The organism is Bradyrhizobium sp. 187, from assembly GCF_023101005.1.
In the GTDB taxonomy this organism is placed as follows: Bacteria; Pseudomonadota; Alphaproteobacteria; order Rhizobiales; family Xanthobacteraceae; genus Bradyrhizobium; species Bradyrhizobium canariense_D.
The window spans coordinates 4,435,183-4,450,465 of record NZ_CP064693.1 but is presented as its reverse complement, the minus strand read 5'-3'; the positions used below and the strand labels follow the sequence as shown (position 1 = coordinate 4,450,465).

General features: G+C 63.3%; 15 protein-coding genes. 10 read left to right on the top strand and 5 right to left on the bottom strand.

Going from position 1 to position 15,283, the window contains the following annotated elements:
• Nucleotides 1-64 precede the first annotated feature (64 nt).
• From IVB19_RS21375 to IVB19_RS21365, 3 genes are all read right to left on the bottom strand, one after another.
• Nucleotides 65-427, bottom strand: coding sequence for a hypothetical protein (locus IVB19_RS21375; protein ID WP_231190835.1), 363 nt, complete (start codon nt 425-427; stop codon nt 65-67).
• Entirely contained in the window at nt 424-1,689 is a 1,266-nt protein-coding gene (locus tag IVB19_RS21370; protein ID WP_247452452.1) for a glycosyltransferase family 2 protein, read from the bottom strand. The genes IVB19_RS21375 and IVB19_RS21370 overlap by 4 nt, the downstream gene beginning before the upstream one ends.
• Nucleotides 1,690-2,800: 1,111 nt before the next feature.
• Nucleotides 2,801-3,514 (bottom strand): DUF599 domain-containing protein, encoded by a 714-nt coding sequence (locus tag IVB19_RS21365; protein WP_018455192.1) that lies wholly within the window; start codon nt 3,512-3,514, stop codon nt 2,801-2,803.
• A 124-nt stretch (nt 3,515-3,638) separates the two neighbouring features.
• Between IVB19_RS21365 and IVB19_RS21360 the strand changes: the two genes are divergently transcribed.
• From IVB19_RS21360 to IVB19_RS21345, 4 genes are all read left to right on the top strand, one after another.
• Nucleotides 3,639-4,301, top strand: a complete 663-nt coding sequence (locus IVB19_RS21360) for a glutathione S-transferase family protein (protein WP_018455191.1) — start codon at nt 3,639-3,641, stop codon at nt 4,299-4,301.
• 327 nt (nt 4,302-4,628) lie between these two features.
• Nucleotides 4,629-4,832, top strand: a complete 204-nt coding sequence (locus IVB19_RS21355; RefSeq protein ID WP_007611353.1) for a hypothetical protein — start codon at nt 4,629-4,631, stop codon at nt 4,830-4,832.
• 159 nt (nt 4,833-4,991) lie between these two features.
• Nucleotides 4,992-5,957, top strand: coding sequence for a hypothetical protein (locus tag IVB19_RS21350; RefSeq protein ID WP_247452451.1), 966 nt, complete (start codon nt 4,992-4,994; stop codon nt 5,955-5,957).
• 42 nt (nt 5,958-5,999) lie between these two features.
• Nucleotides 6,000-6,440 (top strand): DUF1489 family protein, encoded by a 441-nt coding sequence (locus tag IVB19_RS21345; protein WP_085395609.1) that lies wholly within the window; start codon nt 6,000-6,002, stop codon nt 6,438-6,440.
• Here the strand turns inward: IVB19_RS21345 and panC are convergent.
• Nucleotides 6,437-7,288, bottom strand: a complete 852-nt coding sequence (gene panC / locus IVB19_RS21340) for a pantoate--beta-alanine ligase (RefSeq protein ID WP_085395610.1) — start codon at nt 7,286-7,288, stop codon at nt 6,437-6,439. The genes IVB19_RS21345 and panC overlap by 4 nt on opposite strands.
• 281 nt (nt 7,289-7,569) lie before the next feature.
• On the opposite strand from panC, the gene IVB19_RS21335 reads away from it, so the two are divergent.
• From IVB19_RS21335 to IVB19_RS21320, 4 genes are all read left to right on the top strand, one after another.
• Nucleotides 7,570-8,493 carry a division plane positioning ATPase MipZ gene (locus IVB19_RS21335; RefSeq protein ID WP_018455186.1) on the top strand — a complete coding sequence of 308 codons (924 nt, stop codon included), beginning with the start codon at nt 7,570-7,572 and terminating at the stop codon, nt 8,491-8,493.
• 345 nt (nt 8,494-8,838) lie between these two features.
• Nucleotides 8,839-9,699 carry an alpha/beta fold hydrolase gene (locus IVB19_RS21330; RefSeq protein WP_007603233.1) on the top strand — a complete coding sequence of 287 codons (861 nt, stop codon included), beginning with the start codon at nt 8,839-8,841 and terminating at the stop codon, nt 9,697-9,699.
• Between the two features lie 121 nt (nt 9,700-9,820).
• Nucleotides 9,821-10,570, top strand: coding sequence for a vWA domain-containing protein (locus tag IVB19_RS21325; RefSeq protein WP_018455185.1), 750 nt, complete (start codon nt 9,821-9,823; stop codon nt 10,568-10,570).
• A gap of 53 nt (nt 10,571-10,623) precedes the next feature.
• Nucleotides 10,624-11,349: a DnaJ domain-containing protein gene (locus IVB19_RS21320; RefSeq protein ID WP_018455184.1), complete on the top strand. Its 726-nt coding sequence runs from the start codon at nt 10,624-10,626 to the stop codon at nt 11,347-11,349.
• Between the two features lie 224 nt (nt 11,350-11,573).
• Here IVB19_RS21320 and IVB19_RS21315 read toward each other — a convergent pair whose 3' ends face one another.
• Nucleotides 11,574-13,421, bottom strand: coding sequence for a D-alanyl-D-alanine carboxypeptidase (locus IVB19_RS21315; protein ID WP_026232897.1), 1,848 nt, complete (start codon nt 13,419-13,421; stop codon nt 11,574-11,576).
• Nucleotides 13,422-13,794: 373 nt separating this feature from the next.
• Here IVB19_RS21315 and phaP point away from each other — a divergent pair, with 373 nt between their 5' ends.
• A complete protein-coding gene (phaP, locus tag IVB19_RS21310) occupies nt 13,795-14,133 on the top strand; it encodes a phasin family protein (protein WP_007603238.1) in 339 nt (112 codons plus the stop codon).
• A 782-nt stretch (nt 14,134-14,915) separates the two neighbouring features.
• Nucleotides 14,916-15,248, top strand: coding sequence for an ATP-dependent Clp protease adapter ClpS (gene clpS / locus IVB19_RS21305; protein ID WP_018455182.1), 333 nt, complete (start codon nt 14,916-14,918; stop codon nt 15,246-15,248).
• The last annotated feature ends 35 nt before the right edge of the window (nt 15,249-15,283 follow it).

The window sequence follows — 15,283 nt, the reverse complement described above, 5'->3', positions numbered from 1 at the left end:
CCCGCCCGCGAATCTCTCGACGCGGCGCGCTCACATCTGCAGCTTGCTGAGGAAGCTGTCCAACTTATCGCAACCTCATCGGCCGCGAGCCTGAATTACCGCATTGACAATAAGTAGCGACGATTTCATCGTGCTGCGGAGACCGCACCCTTCCGATTTCTTCGCCGGCCTTGACCGATCCACCTCTCACCACGGTGATGCTGTTGATCTGCACGATGTAGGGCAGTGAAACCAAATATCTTGGCGAGGACACGCTGCCCGGGCCGCCGAGATAGAGAATTGGCCTCCCGAAATAGACGACAAAGAATGCGAGTATGCCGAATACGATTGTCGCATAGGCGGCGCGGACGGTCCGTCCGGCCGCGCGCCGACGGCTCTCGATAGGATCGGGAATATGCGGATCGAGTCGCGTCAGGGCCACCGTCATTTGGCCACCTCTTTTGTCCGATCTCCGAATAGTGCACGGCGAACGCGCGGTGGCACGAAATCATCGTTCCGCGACGAGGCAAAGATGATTTCCGAAGAGTAGGAAAAAAACCGCGCGCACTTCAGATAGACGCCCTGGTACAAGGGAAAGATCAGCGCCATCTTCCAGCCAAAGTTTCCGACGGATCGTTGGAATAGGGCGAACACAAGTGCCATATTGAATACCGAGATCCAGAGCAGCAGCAGGTAGATCGCCGAGAGAAACAACACGGCATCCGGGCCGAACAACAGCACAATGTAGGCCAAGTAGAACGGCAGGCTGAGCGTCGGAACGAGATCGAAGACGATGAAGTCCAGCCTTTGGATCGTGTCCGGTAAACGCTCTAGCGGATGGCGAAAACTCAGCTCGCCATACATCATGAAACGGATGCGCAGAGCATCGCGATCCCAGCGCGCGCGCTGGCGCAACAGACTGATGCCGCTTGCGGGGCCGGCTGTTTCCGCCCAGGCGTCGGACACGAACCGAATGACATAGCCGAGCCTGCGGAGCCGTAAGGTGTACTCCATATCTTCGCCAGGGCCGACGTCGAGCCCGCCCTGCTGCGTGAAGATATCCCGCCGATACATGGAACAGGCGCCGGACAGACACGCGATCGCATCCACCACGTCGAGGATCGACCGCCCCGCAGTGATCGACATCAGGTATTCGACGCTTTGAAGTCCTGTCCATATCGAATCGCGCTCATTGCTGATCGCGATGTTGCAACTTGCGCCGGCGACGAGCGGATCGCCGAACGCAGCCGCGAGGCGCTCAACCGCGTTCGGTTCGAAGACAGTGTCGGCATCTACGGTCAGAAGAAGATCGCCGCGGGCAAACCGTGCTGCAGCGTTGATGGCAGCGCTGCGGCCGCAGCGGGTCCCATGGCAGATGACCATATCAACTAGCCCCTGCGCTCTCGCCCGCTCCGCGACCGCGCGTGTTTGGTCGGTGGAGCCGTCGTCGACGACGATGATTTCGACAGGTCGCAGGGTTTGCCGGCGCAGCGAGCTGATCGAAGGAGCAAGCCCGGAGCCGCCGTTGAAGGTCGGGATAATCACGCTTACCGTCACCTCGCAAACCGTCCCACTGGCGCTTCGCCGCTTCGAGCTGAACAGAGCAAGAGACACCAGCGATAAGGTGTAGCGGGGTATGTCGAATATCAGCAGCGAGAAGGCGAGCAGAAACAAACTCGTTCCGGCGAGCACTTCTACCATTTCGGACATGCCGGCCACCTCCGCTGCGAAAGGACCATTCCGAGCATCCGACCAAACAAGGCGCGCAAGGCAATTATCAGATGGGAAAATGAAGACCATCGCGTTGATGGTCGAGTGGTAAATTGCGTAAACATTTGCTTTGTGTGTCTGCGCTATTCACCTCCAGCATCGGCTTGGCCAATTGACGATGGAAGCGTGCTCTCGAGTTTTGATTTTGTTGGCCTGCTGGCATCAGCATTGCGGTTTCATGCTGTTGCCGGGTCGATAAATCCGACAAGGTGACCGGTCCGGCCAACCTTTCAGGCGCAAGACGGCCTCAGTCTGGAGGGCTGAGGCCGGGGGCCGTTGATGTACCGTTGGGGTCGGTACTCTTCTATTTTAATCATGGCGAGACCACTTTGCGGTATTGTCCTGAAGGACAAGCAATCAGCACGTTGTTCCTCTCACACATCTGCGGACCGCCCGACGGGTATGACGGACCGTCGTCCGTGCTACGCACACGCCGTTGATACGTGTCCTACCGACGCCGCAGGCAGCAGCAACTTCCGTAACGAGGCTTTCGGGCTGTGCAATCGGGGCAGGTGTCATCGCCTGAGCCGATACTGCGAAGCAGAAGGCGAATGTGGCAATTCCGAGCGACTTGATCATATCGAGCTCCCTGGAAGCGCCCAACCGCCCGGCCGGCGCGGCGGAGCGATGACGCGACTCTCTCAAGTTGATGCCCGCGTCTGTAAGAGAATTGAGATAGATCAAAGCGACTTTAGGGAGTTCCATGCGGCAATCGCTGCACATAGCAGATCGAGACGCCGGCTTAGGACTATGACCGCAGACTTCCCTGTGCCTCTTGGGACAAGAGGGTGAAGTGGCCAGACTCGGGCAAAATGCGCCGCGAAGGTGCGAAGCTATAGTCGCAATTCAAGATGCGAGCTGGAAAAGTGGCGCTGCCGCCTCATGCTCCGTCATTGCGAGCGCAGCGAAGCAATCCAGTCTGCCGCCGCGGGGGGATTCTGGATTGCTTCGCTGCGCTCGCAATGACGATGTGGAGAGAGGGTGCGCCACATTCGCTCTTGTGGACGCACCGCTACTCAGCGGTGCACTGCAGAGCCGCAACACGAGCGCGTCAGGGACCGCGCCGCGTCTCCTCGCCATTCACCACCTCCGGCGCCATCGCTTCCCACGCGCTCGAGGCGAACTGCCGCCGCCAAGTCACGATCACCACGGTTGCCGTGGTCACGAACAACACCCAGGGGCTGACGAACCAGCCGAGATAGCCGAGTGCGAAGAAGAAGGCGCGCTGGCCGCGGTTGAAATGGCGGCCGGCGGATTCGAACAGGCGCGAGGTGCGGATCACATGAGCTTCGGCCTCCGGCGTGTCACGCTGCGCGGCTGCCGGCATGCCGCCGAACAGGATCGCGACATAGTTGAACAGGCGGTACGACCAGGCGAATTTGAAGAAGGCATAGACGCAGATCAGGACGAGGCCGACGCATTTCAGCTCCCACATCGCCGGCGAGGTACTGAGATCGATCGGCAGCTTGCTCAAGATCGTGATCGCGTCGTTGGTCGCGTGCAGCAGCGCCAGCGCGCCGCCGAGCGCGATCAGGCTGGTGGAGGCGAAGAAGGCGGTGCCGTTCTGCAACGAGGCCATGATCTGCATGTCGACCATGCGCGCGTCGCGGTCGAGTAGCCGGCGCACCCACACCTCGCGGTAGCGGTTCATGCGCGCCGACAGGCTGTCGCGGCCATAGGCCGATTGCTCCAGCGTCAGGGCGTAGACCAGCCATTCGATGATGAAGAAGCCGACGGCTGTGATGTCGACCCAATGCCTGCTCATGTCAGTCTCCCGGAGAGGATCGCAACGCTTGCCACGCATGGCGAGGTGCAGCAACGATTGATTGGCGGCAGGCGATGGCGTTAAAAGCGGCTCGCTTCAAGGCGTATCGAGAAGGACTGATGACATGGCTGCGCTGAAACTCGCAATCGGCAACAAGAATTACTCGTCATGGTCGATGCGGCCCTGGCTCGCGCTCCGCGCCAACGACATTCCGTTCGTGGAGACCCTCATCCCGCTCTACACCGACAATCCCGCGGACAAGGAGCAGATCATCTCGTTCAGCCGCGCCGGCAAGGTGCCGGTGCTGGTCGATGGCGACATCACGGTGTGGGATTCGCTCAGCATCATCGAATACATCGCCGAGCGCTATCCGGAAGTGAAGCTGTGGCCGGACGAGGCCGCCGCGCGCGCCCATGCCCGTTCGGTGTGCGCCGAGATGCATTCCGGCTTCATGGCCCTTCGCAACGAATGCGGCATGAACCTGCACCGTCCGGTGCGCCCCGTGACGCTGTCGGCGGACGCCGAGGCCAATATCGCGCGCGTGCAGGAGATCTGGCGCGAATGTCGGGCCCGGTATGGCGCCAATGGACCGTTCCTGTTCGGGCGCTTCGGCGCAGCGGATGCGATGTATGCCCCGGTCGTGCACCGCTTTCGCACCTACGCGATTGAGGTCACGCCGGAGACCAAGGCCTACATGGACACGATGCTGGCGCTTCCGGCGTTCCAGGAATGGACCCGGGACGCGCTCGCCGAAACGCTTGTCATCGAAAAGTTCGAGAACGTGTAATCTGCGGTGATCGGCCTCGCTCGACGTCGAGCAAGCCGGCGGCGCTCCATGCCAGGATGGTCGGCAGGGAGAGGGACCTCACGGCCCAGGAACCGCCCAAGATGGTGGATCACGCCAGCCCCGACGGCCGTTTGCCCCATACCCCCGGAAGAACCGGTTCCAGCGGTATCGTCGGCTGACGGCATCACTCTGAAATAACTGCAAAATTCGCACGTTTGCCATGTCGCATACTGCTGGCCAAAAACGCTCGTCGCATGCTATACAGCGGCCGGGTTTCCGGCCGGCCGACGCAGTGGGACCATGGGCGTGGCAGGCGTTGTTTGAGTGATGGAGAGGGTGTTGAAGCACAAATTCCCTATTGGCGCGCGCGTATTGTTCACCGCCAGCAATGTCGCACGCCCCGCTGCCAGCGGTTCGTATGAGGTCATCCGCCTCCTGCCGACCGATGGTGACGACTGTCAGTACCGGATCAAGAGCTCGACCGAAGCCTTCGAACGTGTCGCCAAGGAAAGCCAGCTCGCGCTGTCCTGAAGGCCGACGCTATCCGCGCATTGGCGCGTCCCCGGGAATTTGTATTCTGCCGCCGTCAAAAGGCCCGCTTCACCTTCAAAAGGTGGGCCGGGGGCAGTTGCCGACTCTCGGTACTCGCTTTGACCATTCGCTCTCTGCTCGCGTGAGGGGACGTCGCGCATGAACTGGGCATGGGCCTCGTCGCTCGACCAAATTTGGCGCTCGCCGGCCTTTCCAATGTGGATGATGCTGGTGGCTGCCGGCTTCTTCGGGCTGATCCTCCTGGTCACGCTGCTGCGCGCCGAACGATCGGTCGCCAACGGCGCGCTGACCGTCCTTGCGCTGCTCGCCATTGCCATCGCGCTGGCTGCTGTTGTGCGCGTCGATGGACCGGCGGGGCAGACCACGCCGACCGAGGCGCGCGCACAGGCGGCGATGACCGCGAGCCTGCCGGCGTTGTCCTGTCTCGACGATCTCGCCGGCGATGCCGTGGCCATGGGCTGCGAGAAGGCGCTGTTCGGCGCGCCGGACGTGGCCGCTGCGGCCGTCTCCACGACCGCGGCCAGGATCGACCGTCTGACGGCGCTCGGCGATGTCGCGACCGCCGAGAAGAGCCTGACGCCCGACATCAAGGTGCTGCGCAAATCGCTGGAGCGTGATCGCTATGGCTTGGTCGCGCAGGTACTGGTCGTGCGCGACGGCTGCACGCAGTTCGACTGTGCGGCCTTCCGCTCGCTGACCGACCAGCAGCAGGTCGCCGCCAACATGGATTCCCATCTCTACGACACGCTGGTCGCGCGCTACGCCCCGACCTGGAATGCGCCTGCAGCAGCGCAATCGTTGCCGGCCACTGCCGCACTTGCGGGACTGCCGCCGTCGATGCCGACGGGCAAGCCGACCAATGCCGAGTTCCCGAGTGCCTCGTCGACGCCGCCGGTCAGCATCATGAATCCCGAGCCGCCGACGCGTCAGGCGGCGCCCACCGCAAACGCGGCGGCTCCGCGCGCCCCCGCAGCGGCCTCGGCGCAGGCCGCAGCTCCCGCCGCGAAGAAGCCGCCTGCGCCGAAGGCTGCGCGGGCGCCGGCGGCAGCACCGGTTCCGCTCACGCCGCCGGCCGCGGCTGCCCCGGCTGCGGATAACGAGTAGATCGGCATTCCAAATGCGTGGCTGTCCGGCTAATGCTGGGGCATGCCACTACATCTGATCAAGCTCGCCGTCGGCTGCGAATCCGTCAAGGAATTGAAGGAGTGGACCGCCGAACGGATCCAGACCGCCAAGAAGAAGGGTCTGCCGCAACATCACATCCACATCACCCGCATGGTGCCCAAGCGCGACGCCGAGATCCTGTCGGGCGGGTCGCTCTATTGGGTGATCAAGGGCGAGGTCGCCGCGCGCGAAAAGATCATCGGCATCGAGCCGTTCCGCGACAAGGACGGCATCGGGCGCTGCCGGATCGTGATGCAGCCGAAGGTGATTCCGGTGTCGCCGCGGCCGATGCGCCCGTTCCAGGGCTGGCGCTATCTCGCCGACGATTCGGTGCCGCCCGATCTCGGCAAGTCCGCCGCCGGCTCGATCGCGGCGATGCCGGAGCCGATGCGGCGCGAACTGCGCGATCTCGGGCTGCTCTAAACCGCGATATTGTCGATCAACCGGGTGGTGCCGAGCTTGGCCGCGACCAGGATGCGCAGCGGTCCGTCGTTGCGCGAGCTGACCTGTGCCAAGGTCGCTGCATGGCGCACTTCGAAATAGTCGAGCTCAAAGCCGGCCGCCGTGATCATCGCGGCACCGCGCGCCATTGCGGGCGCGACCGCTTCGCCGGCGCGAATGCGCCCGGCGCTCTCCTTCATGGCGCGGTATAGCGTGGTCGCGGTCTGCCGCTCCTGTGGCGACAAATAGACGTTGCGCGAGGACATCGCGAGCCCGTCGCGCTCGCGCACGGTGCGGGAGCCGATCACCTTGACGCCGAGCTCGAGGTCGCGGGCCATCTGCGCCACCACCCGCAACTGCTGAAAATCCTTCTCGCCGAAGATCGCGACATCCGGCCGGCACTGGGTGAACAGCTTGCCGACGACGGTGGCGACGCCGCCGAAGAAATGCGGGCGGAAGCGGTCCTCGAGGCCAGCCAGCGCCGGTCCCTCCGGCATGATGCGGGTGGCAAAGCCCTCCGGGTACATGGCCTCGGCGCCGGGATGCCAGACGATATCGACGTCCTCGGCGGCGAGCTTGGCGAGATCGGCCTTCCAGGTTCGCGGATAGGCGCCAAAATCCTCGGTCGGAGCGAACTGGGTCGGGTTGACGAAGATCGACACCACGACGCGGCTCGCGCGCCGCTTGGCCAGGCGCACCAGCGACACATGGCCGTCATGGAGCGCTCCCATGGTCGGGACCAGCGCGATCGTCGCCTTTCGCTTGCGAAGATTGTCGACGGCGCGTCGCAAGGTGGGGACCGTGCGGGCGATCAAGGGGCTGCGTGACATCAGAACTCGACGGGATTGGGAATCGACGGGCGCGTTCCGGCGCCCGGCAGGCTAACCTTAACAAGCGGCGACCATGGACGCCATGCATCCGGATGCGGCACAGCATCCCGCGCAAAGCCGCGCAAGCGTCGCGGCATTGTGGGCTGGATCACAGACGCGAAGCGGCGCCGCGATTCATGATGAAGGTCAGCGCGCCGCGATTTGTCTTGCCTGTCACGCATTTCACTTGACCGCAGACGCGGCCAACTCGAAGATATTCGTTAGGGGTGTTGAGGATCGCGATGCTTGTGCAAGCTAGCCAAGGCCAGTCCGGCTCGGCGCATGTGGTCGTGCTCGGCAACGAGAAAGGCGGCTCCGGCAAGTCGACCACCGCCCTGCACATCGCAGTCGCGCTTCTCAAAGCCGGCCAGCGCGTCGCCACCATCGACCTCGACTGCCGTCAGCAGAGCTTTACTCACTACATCAACAACCGTTCCGCCTGGGCGCGCCGAACCAAGCTCGACCTCGAACTGCCGTTGCATCGCTGCATCAAGCTTGGCGAAACGATGCAGGTTGCCGAGAACGAGAATTCGGAGTTCCTTCAGTTCATGGAGGCGGTCTCGGCGGTCGAGAGCAGCTTCGACTTCATCGTCATCGATACGCCCGGCACCGACAGCTACCTGATGCGGCTTGCGCACTCGATGGCCGACACGCTGGTGACCCCGATCAATGACAGCTTCCTCGATTTCGATGTGCTCGGCACTGTCGATCCCGCCAATTACGCGGTGACAGGCGAGAGCCACTACGCGGAGATGGTGCGGGATGTCAGGCGCAAGCGCCGCCAGCTCGACGGTGCGACCACCGACTGGATCGTGGTGCGCAACCGCCTGTCGATGCTCGGCTCCCGCAACAAGCAGCTCGTTGCCGATGGGTTGAAGGATTTGTCGCTGCGGCTCGGCTTCCGCTACGTCGACGGCTTCGCCGAACGGGTCGTCTATCGCGAGTTCTTCCCGCGCGGTCTGACCGCGCTGGACGAGATCGACGAGGCCACGCTCGGCATGCGGCCAAATCTCGGCCATCTCACCGCACGGGAGGAGGTGACGAGCCTGCTCCGCCAGCTCAAGCTTCCGCTCGACGAGCGCGGACGTCGCCGCGCGGCCAATCGCGCCGAGTGGTTCAACCAGGTCGACAAGCCGCTCGAGGTCCACGACATCCTCGGCGCTTGAGGCGGCGGTACATCGCTACTTCCAGTCGATCAAGAGGCCGGTCTCCCCCGGGGAACCGAGCCCGCGCTCAACCGTTTTCACCCCGTGTTTACTGCAAAACGGAACCCGATCGAGACAGGTTGCGTCGGATGGTGACGTGCACCCTGACGTAGCCGTGTGAGAGCGAGATGCCCAAGAAACGTGTGCGCCGCACAATGAAAGGGCTGCCGGTTCACAATATTTGGCCTTCCTGTCACGCGGCTGTGACATATATTAGGGAATAGGCGACCAGGGGCCGAAGAGCTCCGGAAGAACACGATTTTCAACAGGGATTCAGGCCGCAAGAGCCTGAGGCTGAGGACAAAAATGAAGCGTGGAATTGCCGTTCTGGTTTCGGTCAGTGCCCTCTGTGGCGTCGCCTATTTCACGGCGAGCAAGTGGGCAATCAGGCACGAGACCATCACCTTCTACGATGCCTCGCGCGACAACCGTGCGGTGCCCGTCGATATCGCGATCCGTCGTGACAAGGAAATGCAGGCCAATGCCGGCATGATCACGATGCCGGTCGCCGTGATCAACCACGGCAACACCGTCAAGAACACCGAGTACGGCTTCCTCGCCAACATTTTCGCCGCGCGCGGCTACCTCGTCGTCAGCCCGCAGCATGATTTGCCGACCGATCCACCGATGGTGACCAAGCCGGGCGAGATCTATGTCGGCCGGCTGCCGCAGATCCTGCGCGGCGTCGCCAACATCCATCTCGCCATGCAGGAGATGAAGAAGGTTCAGCCCAACGCCGACTACGAAAAGGTGACGATGGTCGGCCACTCCATGGGCGGCGACATCACGATGTATTTCGCCAAGCAGTATCCGGATGAGGTCAAGAAGGTCGTCACACTCGACAATCTTCGCGTGCCCTTCGTCACCGCCGGGAAGTTCAAGATCCTGTCGTTCCGCTCCACCGATCCGCAGTTCAAGGCCGATGCGGGTGTGATCCCGACCGACGAAGAATGCGAGAAGGCCGGCATCCAGGTCGTGAAGACCGAATTCCAGCACAACGACATGCGCGACACCGGTCCGGATGCTGCCAAGAACTCGATCCAGGGCATGCTCGACAAGTTCCTGAGCGCGACCGACAGTGAAGTGGCGCCGGTCGACACGCAATCGTCCCCACCCAAGATTCTCGAGCCCGGGCCGGTCGCTTTGATGGCGCCCGCCAAGAGCTGACGCCTTCCTCGTCGTCGATACCGATTTCAAAGCCTCCGCCGGCTGCCGCCTGCGGGGGCTTTGCGCATTGACCGGGCTGCATGTGCTGACCACATTAGCCGCTCACGCAAGGGTCAAGGAAATGTCCGGCGAACCCATCAAACCGCGCGGCCGCGATGCCGTCTCGGCGCAACCAGGCGACGCTGTGCCGCAGGCGGGGACCTCGACCTCGGAGGACATCGCCGCCTTCGTCGCCAACGCGCGCGCGCTGTCACCGCATGCGCCCGGTGCAAAAGGGCGGCTGATCTTCGCGCTGGATGCGACGATGAGCCGGCAGCCGACCTGGGACATGGCTTGCGCGCTTCAGGCCGACATGTTCCGTGAGACCGCCGCGCTCGGCAGTCTCGACATCCGGCTCGTCTACTATCGCGGCTTCGACGAGTGCCGCGCCACGGGATGGATCTCCGACAGCGCCAGGCTGGCGGCGCTGATGAGCAAGATCGATTGCCGTGGCGGCGACACCCAGATCGGCAAGGTGCTGAGCGAGGCGCGGCGCGAGGCCGTCGCATCCGGCGTGCGCGCCGTCGTCTTCGTCGGCGACGCCATGGAGGAGAACGTCGACCAGCTCTGCGCCAAGGCAGGCGAGCTCGGCATGCTCAAAGTGCCTGTGTTCGTCTTTCAGGAAGGCCATGACGCGGTGGCCGAGAAGGCCTTTCGCGAGATCGCGCGCCTGACCGGCGGCGCTTGGTGCCGGTTCGATCCGGGCGCGGCGGCGCAGTTGCGCGAGCTGTTGCGCGCAGCCGCCGCCTACGCGGCCGGCGGACGCGAGGCGCTGTTGCAATTGGCGAAGACCGCCAGTGGCGCGGCCAGGCTGATCGGCCAGATGAAGTAGCGCTGGCGCAAGGACACGATGCTTTTTGGCGGTAGGCCGACTATATTCCGGCCATGACCCTGATCGCCGGCGCTATCGCCATTATCACCCTTTATTTGCTGCTCCAGATGTTCCGTTCGGCCAATCCGGCCGTGCTGGCACGCGCGATCAGGTTCGGTGGCGGCGTGGTGGCGCTGGCTGTCGCAGCGTTCACGGGCTTGAAGGGCGAACTGGTGGTGGCGATCCCGCTCGGGATATTCGGCGCCGGGCTCTTGGGCTGGACACCGATGGCAAACGCCGGCTTCGGCAATATCGGCGGGCTGTTCGGCGGGGGCGCGACGCGCCCGGCCGGTCAGGCCTCGCGCGTGCGCTCGCAATTCCTGGATATGCGGCTCGATCACGATTCCGGCCAGCTCGGAGGCCAGATCGTCGCCGGGCCTCACGCCGGGCGCGATCTCGATGAGTTTGATCTCGCGGCCCTGCTGGCAATGGTCCCGGCGTTCGACGCCGAGAGCGTGGCCCTACTTGAAAGCTATCTGGACCGCCGGTTTCCCGCTTGGCGTCAGAACGCGCAGGGCGACGCGGCAGGGGGGCAGCGCCGCACGGTGGCGAGCGGTAAAATGACGACGGAGGAGGCCTATCAGATCCTTGGCCTGCAGCCGGGGGCGGGGCGTGACGACATCAGCCGGGCTCACAAGTCCCTGATGAAGAAACTGCATCCCGACCAGGGGGGCTCGACGTATCTCGCTGCCCGTGTAAACGAGGCCAAGGATACTCTGCTTCGCACGCATAACGGCTAACTCCGGCACCACGCTACAAACGCTCGTCCCGCGTGAGCTCTGCTTGCTCTGTTTGCCGTCGCCCCGATGCCCGCCATTGTCGGCGTGGTCGATCCCTTGCGTAAAGTTTTAACCGTAAATCCTTGACGAGAGGTTGTCGTGGAACAGCCTCGTCGGTCACCGCATCCCGAAAATGAAAATGCCCGCGCAAGGCGCGGGCATTTTCATTGGAGCGGTGCGAAAGTTCAGTTGCGGACGGTCATGCAGGAGATCTCGGCGCGCTTCAGGGTGCGGCAGACGGCTTCGGCCTGGTCCCGGTCGAGCCCGGCGAAGCGGGCGCGGTAGAGCTTGCGATTATCTTTCGCGACGACCGGCTCGGTGAACGGATCGGCCTTGCTGAGCAGGCCGCGAGCCGAGCTGCGCGCCGCGTCGATGCGCTGCTGGGCTTCGTTCTCGCTCTCGAGCGCGCCGACCTGAACGATCCAGCCGCTGTGGGTAGCAACCGGCTTCGTGGTGGCGCTCATCTGGATCGGCTGCAGCGCCGGGTCGGCTGATGCGAGCTTCGCAGCAGCCGGGGCGGGTGCGGCGGCGGTGGCGGCCGGCAAGACGCCGAGGGTGCCGTTGCCGGTGCCGAAGCCCGCCGGCTGCCGCGGCAGCTCGGCACGGGTGATCTCGGCCCTCGGAGCTTCCGGTTGGCTGGCCTCGGGCTTGTTGATGAGGTCTGCGCGGGCGACGACGGCACCGGAGGTTTCGGCGACTTCGGAGCGGGATGCGATCGTGCTCGTGACCTGCGGTGCGATCTGAGCCGGGGCGGCGGAGGCGACCTTCACCGCGCCGGCCTTGACCTGGACGGTCTTGACCCGGACCGGCTTCATCGGTTCGGACGAACCGGGGATGATCGAGAGCGGCTGGCTCGAGATCACGCCATTGGTGAGCGGCGCAGGCTCGATCTTGGATTCTATCGGCCGAACTTCAGGCCTATTGGCTTCAGATCTGGGCTGAGCCGACGGCACCGCGGCAGCCGCAGCCGCAAGCGTCGAAAGGCGCGCGGCGAGACGCGACGGGGCTGCTTCGGGAGCAGGGGCAGCCGACGCCTGGACCTGCGGAGCGGAACGGGCCGGGGTGTCCGATGTATCGGCGACTTCGGCAGCGGCGTCGGAGCCGTTGCGTTCGGTGACCGCGGCGACGGTGTGGGCGGTCGCGGCCTTATCGAGGTTCTCCGCGAGCAGGTTACGCATGATGGCGTCGCGCGAGCCGCCGCTACGGCCGCCCAGCACCACGCCGATCAGGTGGCGGTTGCCGCGGCGCATCGAGGTCACGAGATTGAAGCCGGAGGCGCGAGTATAGCCGGTCTTGATGCCGTCCACGCCCTCGACATTCCCGAGCAGATGATTGTGGTTCCGGATCGACTGTCCGCGCCAGTTGAACGTCGAGGTCGCGAAATAGCGATAGTAGCGCGGGAAGCGCTCCTGGATGGCGCGGCCGAGCGTGGCCTGGTCGCGCGCGGTCGTGACCTGCTCGTCGTTGGGAAGACCGTTGGCGTTCCGGTAAACCGTCCTGGACATGCCGAGCGAACGCGCCTTGCGCGTCATCATCTGGGCGAAGTCGTCCTCGTCGCCGCCAATTGCTTCCGCGATCACAACGGCTGCGTCGTTGGCGGAGCGGGTGACGAGACCTTTGATCGCGTCCTCGACGCGAATGGTCTGGCCGGCACGCAGGTTCAGCTTGGTGGGATCCTGATCGGCGGCGTGCTGCGACACCGGCATCTCGGTGTCGAGCTTCATCTTCCCGGACTCGAGGCGCTCGAACAGCAGATAGAGCGTCATGATCTTGGTCAGCGAGGCCGGATGGCGGATCCCGTCGGGACTCGTGGCCTGAAGCACGGAGCCGGAGTTGCCGTCGACGATGATCGACGCGAATTTCGGGCTGGAACTCTCGGACACATCGCGCTGCACGCGGTGTTGCGCGTAGTGACGCCGGTGGCGCCGCGCCTCGGCAGCATCGGTGGTGAAGATGACTGCACTCGTGACCGCAAGAAGCCCAAAAACGCCAACCCGCGCCAAGCGCGAGGAAGACAAGTTTTTACGAAGCATGAAACCCCGTCCCCGTTTGTGACTTGATCACCGGCTCGTGAGGCGAAATTGTGCCCAAGGGACCCGGGATCATTACCTGCTCAGGCTGTCCTCCGCAGATGTTCGCCGCGGGGGACGTTGGACCTGAGCCGCTGTTCTGGCTAAGGTGATGTTCTCCAACGGCTTTTGGCCGCTTGTGGAAGTTGAACACGTCCAGGGAATCAAGGTAGGGGGCCGCGGTTTCCAAAAGCTTAAGGAACCATTGCGGGAAACCCCGGGAATCTTGGCAAATTTTGTGCGACGCACAAAATTCTTGACTTTTTTGTGCGTTGCACTAATCGTGAGCAGAGTCAGGGAGCCGGGGCTTCCGACAGGCTAGGGAAAAGGATTCCGAATGTTCAAGGTTGAAGACTTTCAGGGCTACGGGAAAGAGCACTTCGAGCAGTACGTCGCCTCCGCGACGTCGATGCAGCACGGCCTTCAGGCGATCGCCAGCGCTTATGGCGACTACACCAAGAAGTCGTTCGAAGACACCAAGTCCTTCGTCGAGAAGCTTTCCGGCGTGAAGTCGCTGGACAAGGCCGTCGAAGCGCAGACCGAATTCGCCCGTTCCGCCTACGAGTCCTTCGTCGCGGAATCGCAGAAGATCGCCGGCCTTTACAGCGACCTCGCCAAGCAGGCGTTCAAGCCGGTCGAGACCATCGTGTCGAAGTTCACCCCGGCCGCCAGCTAACGTTTCCTGACGTCCTGGAATCAAAGGCCCGGCTGCAGTAGCCGGGCTTTTTTTGTTTGTCTCGAAGTGTAGGTCTCAGCGCGCCATCGCAGCTTCCACAGCGTGCCGGTTTCCTTGAACATCGAGACGTCTGATCTGCCTTCGTCATCAGATAGAACTTGTCGGTGCGGCTCGCGCAATACTGCAGCACGCGGGAGGTCGGGTCGCTCCGGTGTTCACCTGCACCGTATGGATCCTGATGTTCGCCGCCTTGGCGTTATCGCACAGCTTCTTCTGCCGCGCGTCGATCTGCGAGGCGTGACGATCCCCGGAAATCTGTGCCTTTGCCCGTTTTCGCGTCACGCCATTGAGGGTAAATTGGTCCGTAGATAACCGGAGATAGCCCGCGCGAAACCGCCGCAGCCGCGTTGCTGGCCGGGTTCCTGGTGAACATCTTCTAAACCGGCGGGGCGGAAGCTTTTGTCAAATCAGTCCGGATTGATTAAACCTTGGTGAGGATCGCCCGGACCGGGAATCGGGACCGCCATGGCCGCATCGGCCGAACTGCCGCACGCTTGCGGCGAGCCGGGGGCAGGCCCATATTCGGTGAGGCCGATCCGGTTTGGACCGGACCGGCTGGAAGCGGCGATCCAAAAAGGCGGTGCGCCTGTGCGAAGCTCCGAAGGCCGGGGCTGCGCGGCGAACCGTCATACGCTTCCGTGGGGAATTTGAACGCCTGAGCCATGCCGCAACTGTCTTCCAGACCAGATCCCTCCGCGGCCGCCGCCGCCCACGCTGCCCTGATGAGCAACGACGAGAACCGTTCCGGCGGTCCTTCCGCGCCAAACACGTCCGTCATCACCAAGGTCAAGCCGAAGACCAAACGGCCGAACCTGTACCGTGTGCTGATCCTGAACGACGATTACACGCCGATGGAATTCGTCGTTCATGTGCTGGAGAAATTCTTCCAGAAGGACGCCGAGGCCGCAACCAAGATCATGCTGCACGTTCATCATCACGGGATCGGGGAGTGCGGCGTGTTCACCTACGAGATCGCCGAGACCAAGGTGACGCAGGTGATGGATTTCGCTCGCAAGCACCAGCATCCGCTGCAATGCGTGATGGAAAAGAAGTAAGACACGTTACGGCGCATTCGAAGCCGGTTCTTGTG

Coding starts and splice junctions, on each gene's coding strand:
- IVB19_RS21345 (WP_085395609.1), top strand. CDS start 6,000: ATGCCACTACATCTGATCAAGCTCGCCGTCGGCTGCGAATCCGTCAAG.
- phaP (WP_007603238.1), top strand. CDS start 13,795: ATGTTCAAGGTTGAAGACTTTCAGGGCTACGGGAAAGAGCACTTCGAG.
- IVB19_RS21350 (WP_247452451.1), top strand. CDS start 4,992: ATGAACTGGGCATGGGCCTCGTCGCTCGACCAAATTTGGCGCTCGCCG.
- IVB19_RS21360 (WP_018455191.1), top strand. CDS start 3,639: ATGGCTGCGCTGAAACTCGCAATCGGCAACAAGAATTACTCGTCATGG.
- IVB19_RS21330 (WP_007603233.1), top strand. CDS start 8,839: ATGAAGCGTGGAATTGCCGTTCTGGTTTCGGTCAGTGCCCTCTGTGGC.
- IVB19_RS21320 (WP_018455184.1), top strand. CDS start 10,624: ATGACCCTGATCGCCGGCGCTATCGCCATTATCACCCTTTATTTGCTG.
- IVB19_RS21375 (WP_231190835.1), bottom strand. CDS start 427: ATGACGGTGGCCCTGACGCGACTCGATCCGCATATTCCCGATCCTATC.
- IVB19_RS21370 (WP_247452452.1), bottom strand. CDS start 1,689: ATGTCCGAAATGGTAGAAGTGCTCGCCGGAACGAGTTTGTTTCTGCTC.
- panC (WP_085395610.1), bottom strand. CDS start 7,288: ATGTCACGCAGCCCCTTGATCGCCCGCACGGTCCCCACCTTGCGACGC.
- clpS (WP_018455182.1), top strand. CDS start 14,916: ATGAGCAACGACGAGAACCGTTCCGGCGGTCCTTCCGCGCCAAACACG.
- IVB19_RS21355 (WP_007611353.1), top strand. CDS start 4,629: ATGGAGAGGGTGTTGAAGCACAAATTCCCTATTGGCGCGCGCGTATTG.
- IVB19_RS21315 (WP_026232897.1), bottom strand. CDS start 13,421: ATGCTTCGTAAAAACTTGTCTTCCTCGCGCTTGGCGCGGGTTGGCGTT.
- IVB19_RS21335 (WP_018455186.1), top strand. CDS start 7,570: ATGCTTGTGCAAGCTAGCCAAGGCCAGTCCGGCTCGGCGCATGTGGTC.
- IVB19_RS21325 (WP_018455185.1), top strand. CDS start 9,821: ATGTCCGGCGAACCCATCAAACCGCGCGGCCGCGATGCCGTCTCGGCG.
- IVB19_RS21365 (WP_018455192.1), bottom strand. CDS start 3,514: ATGAGCAGGCATTGGGTCGACATCACAGCCGTCGGCTTCTTCATCATC.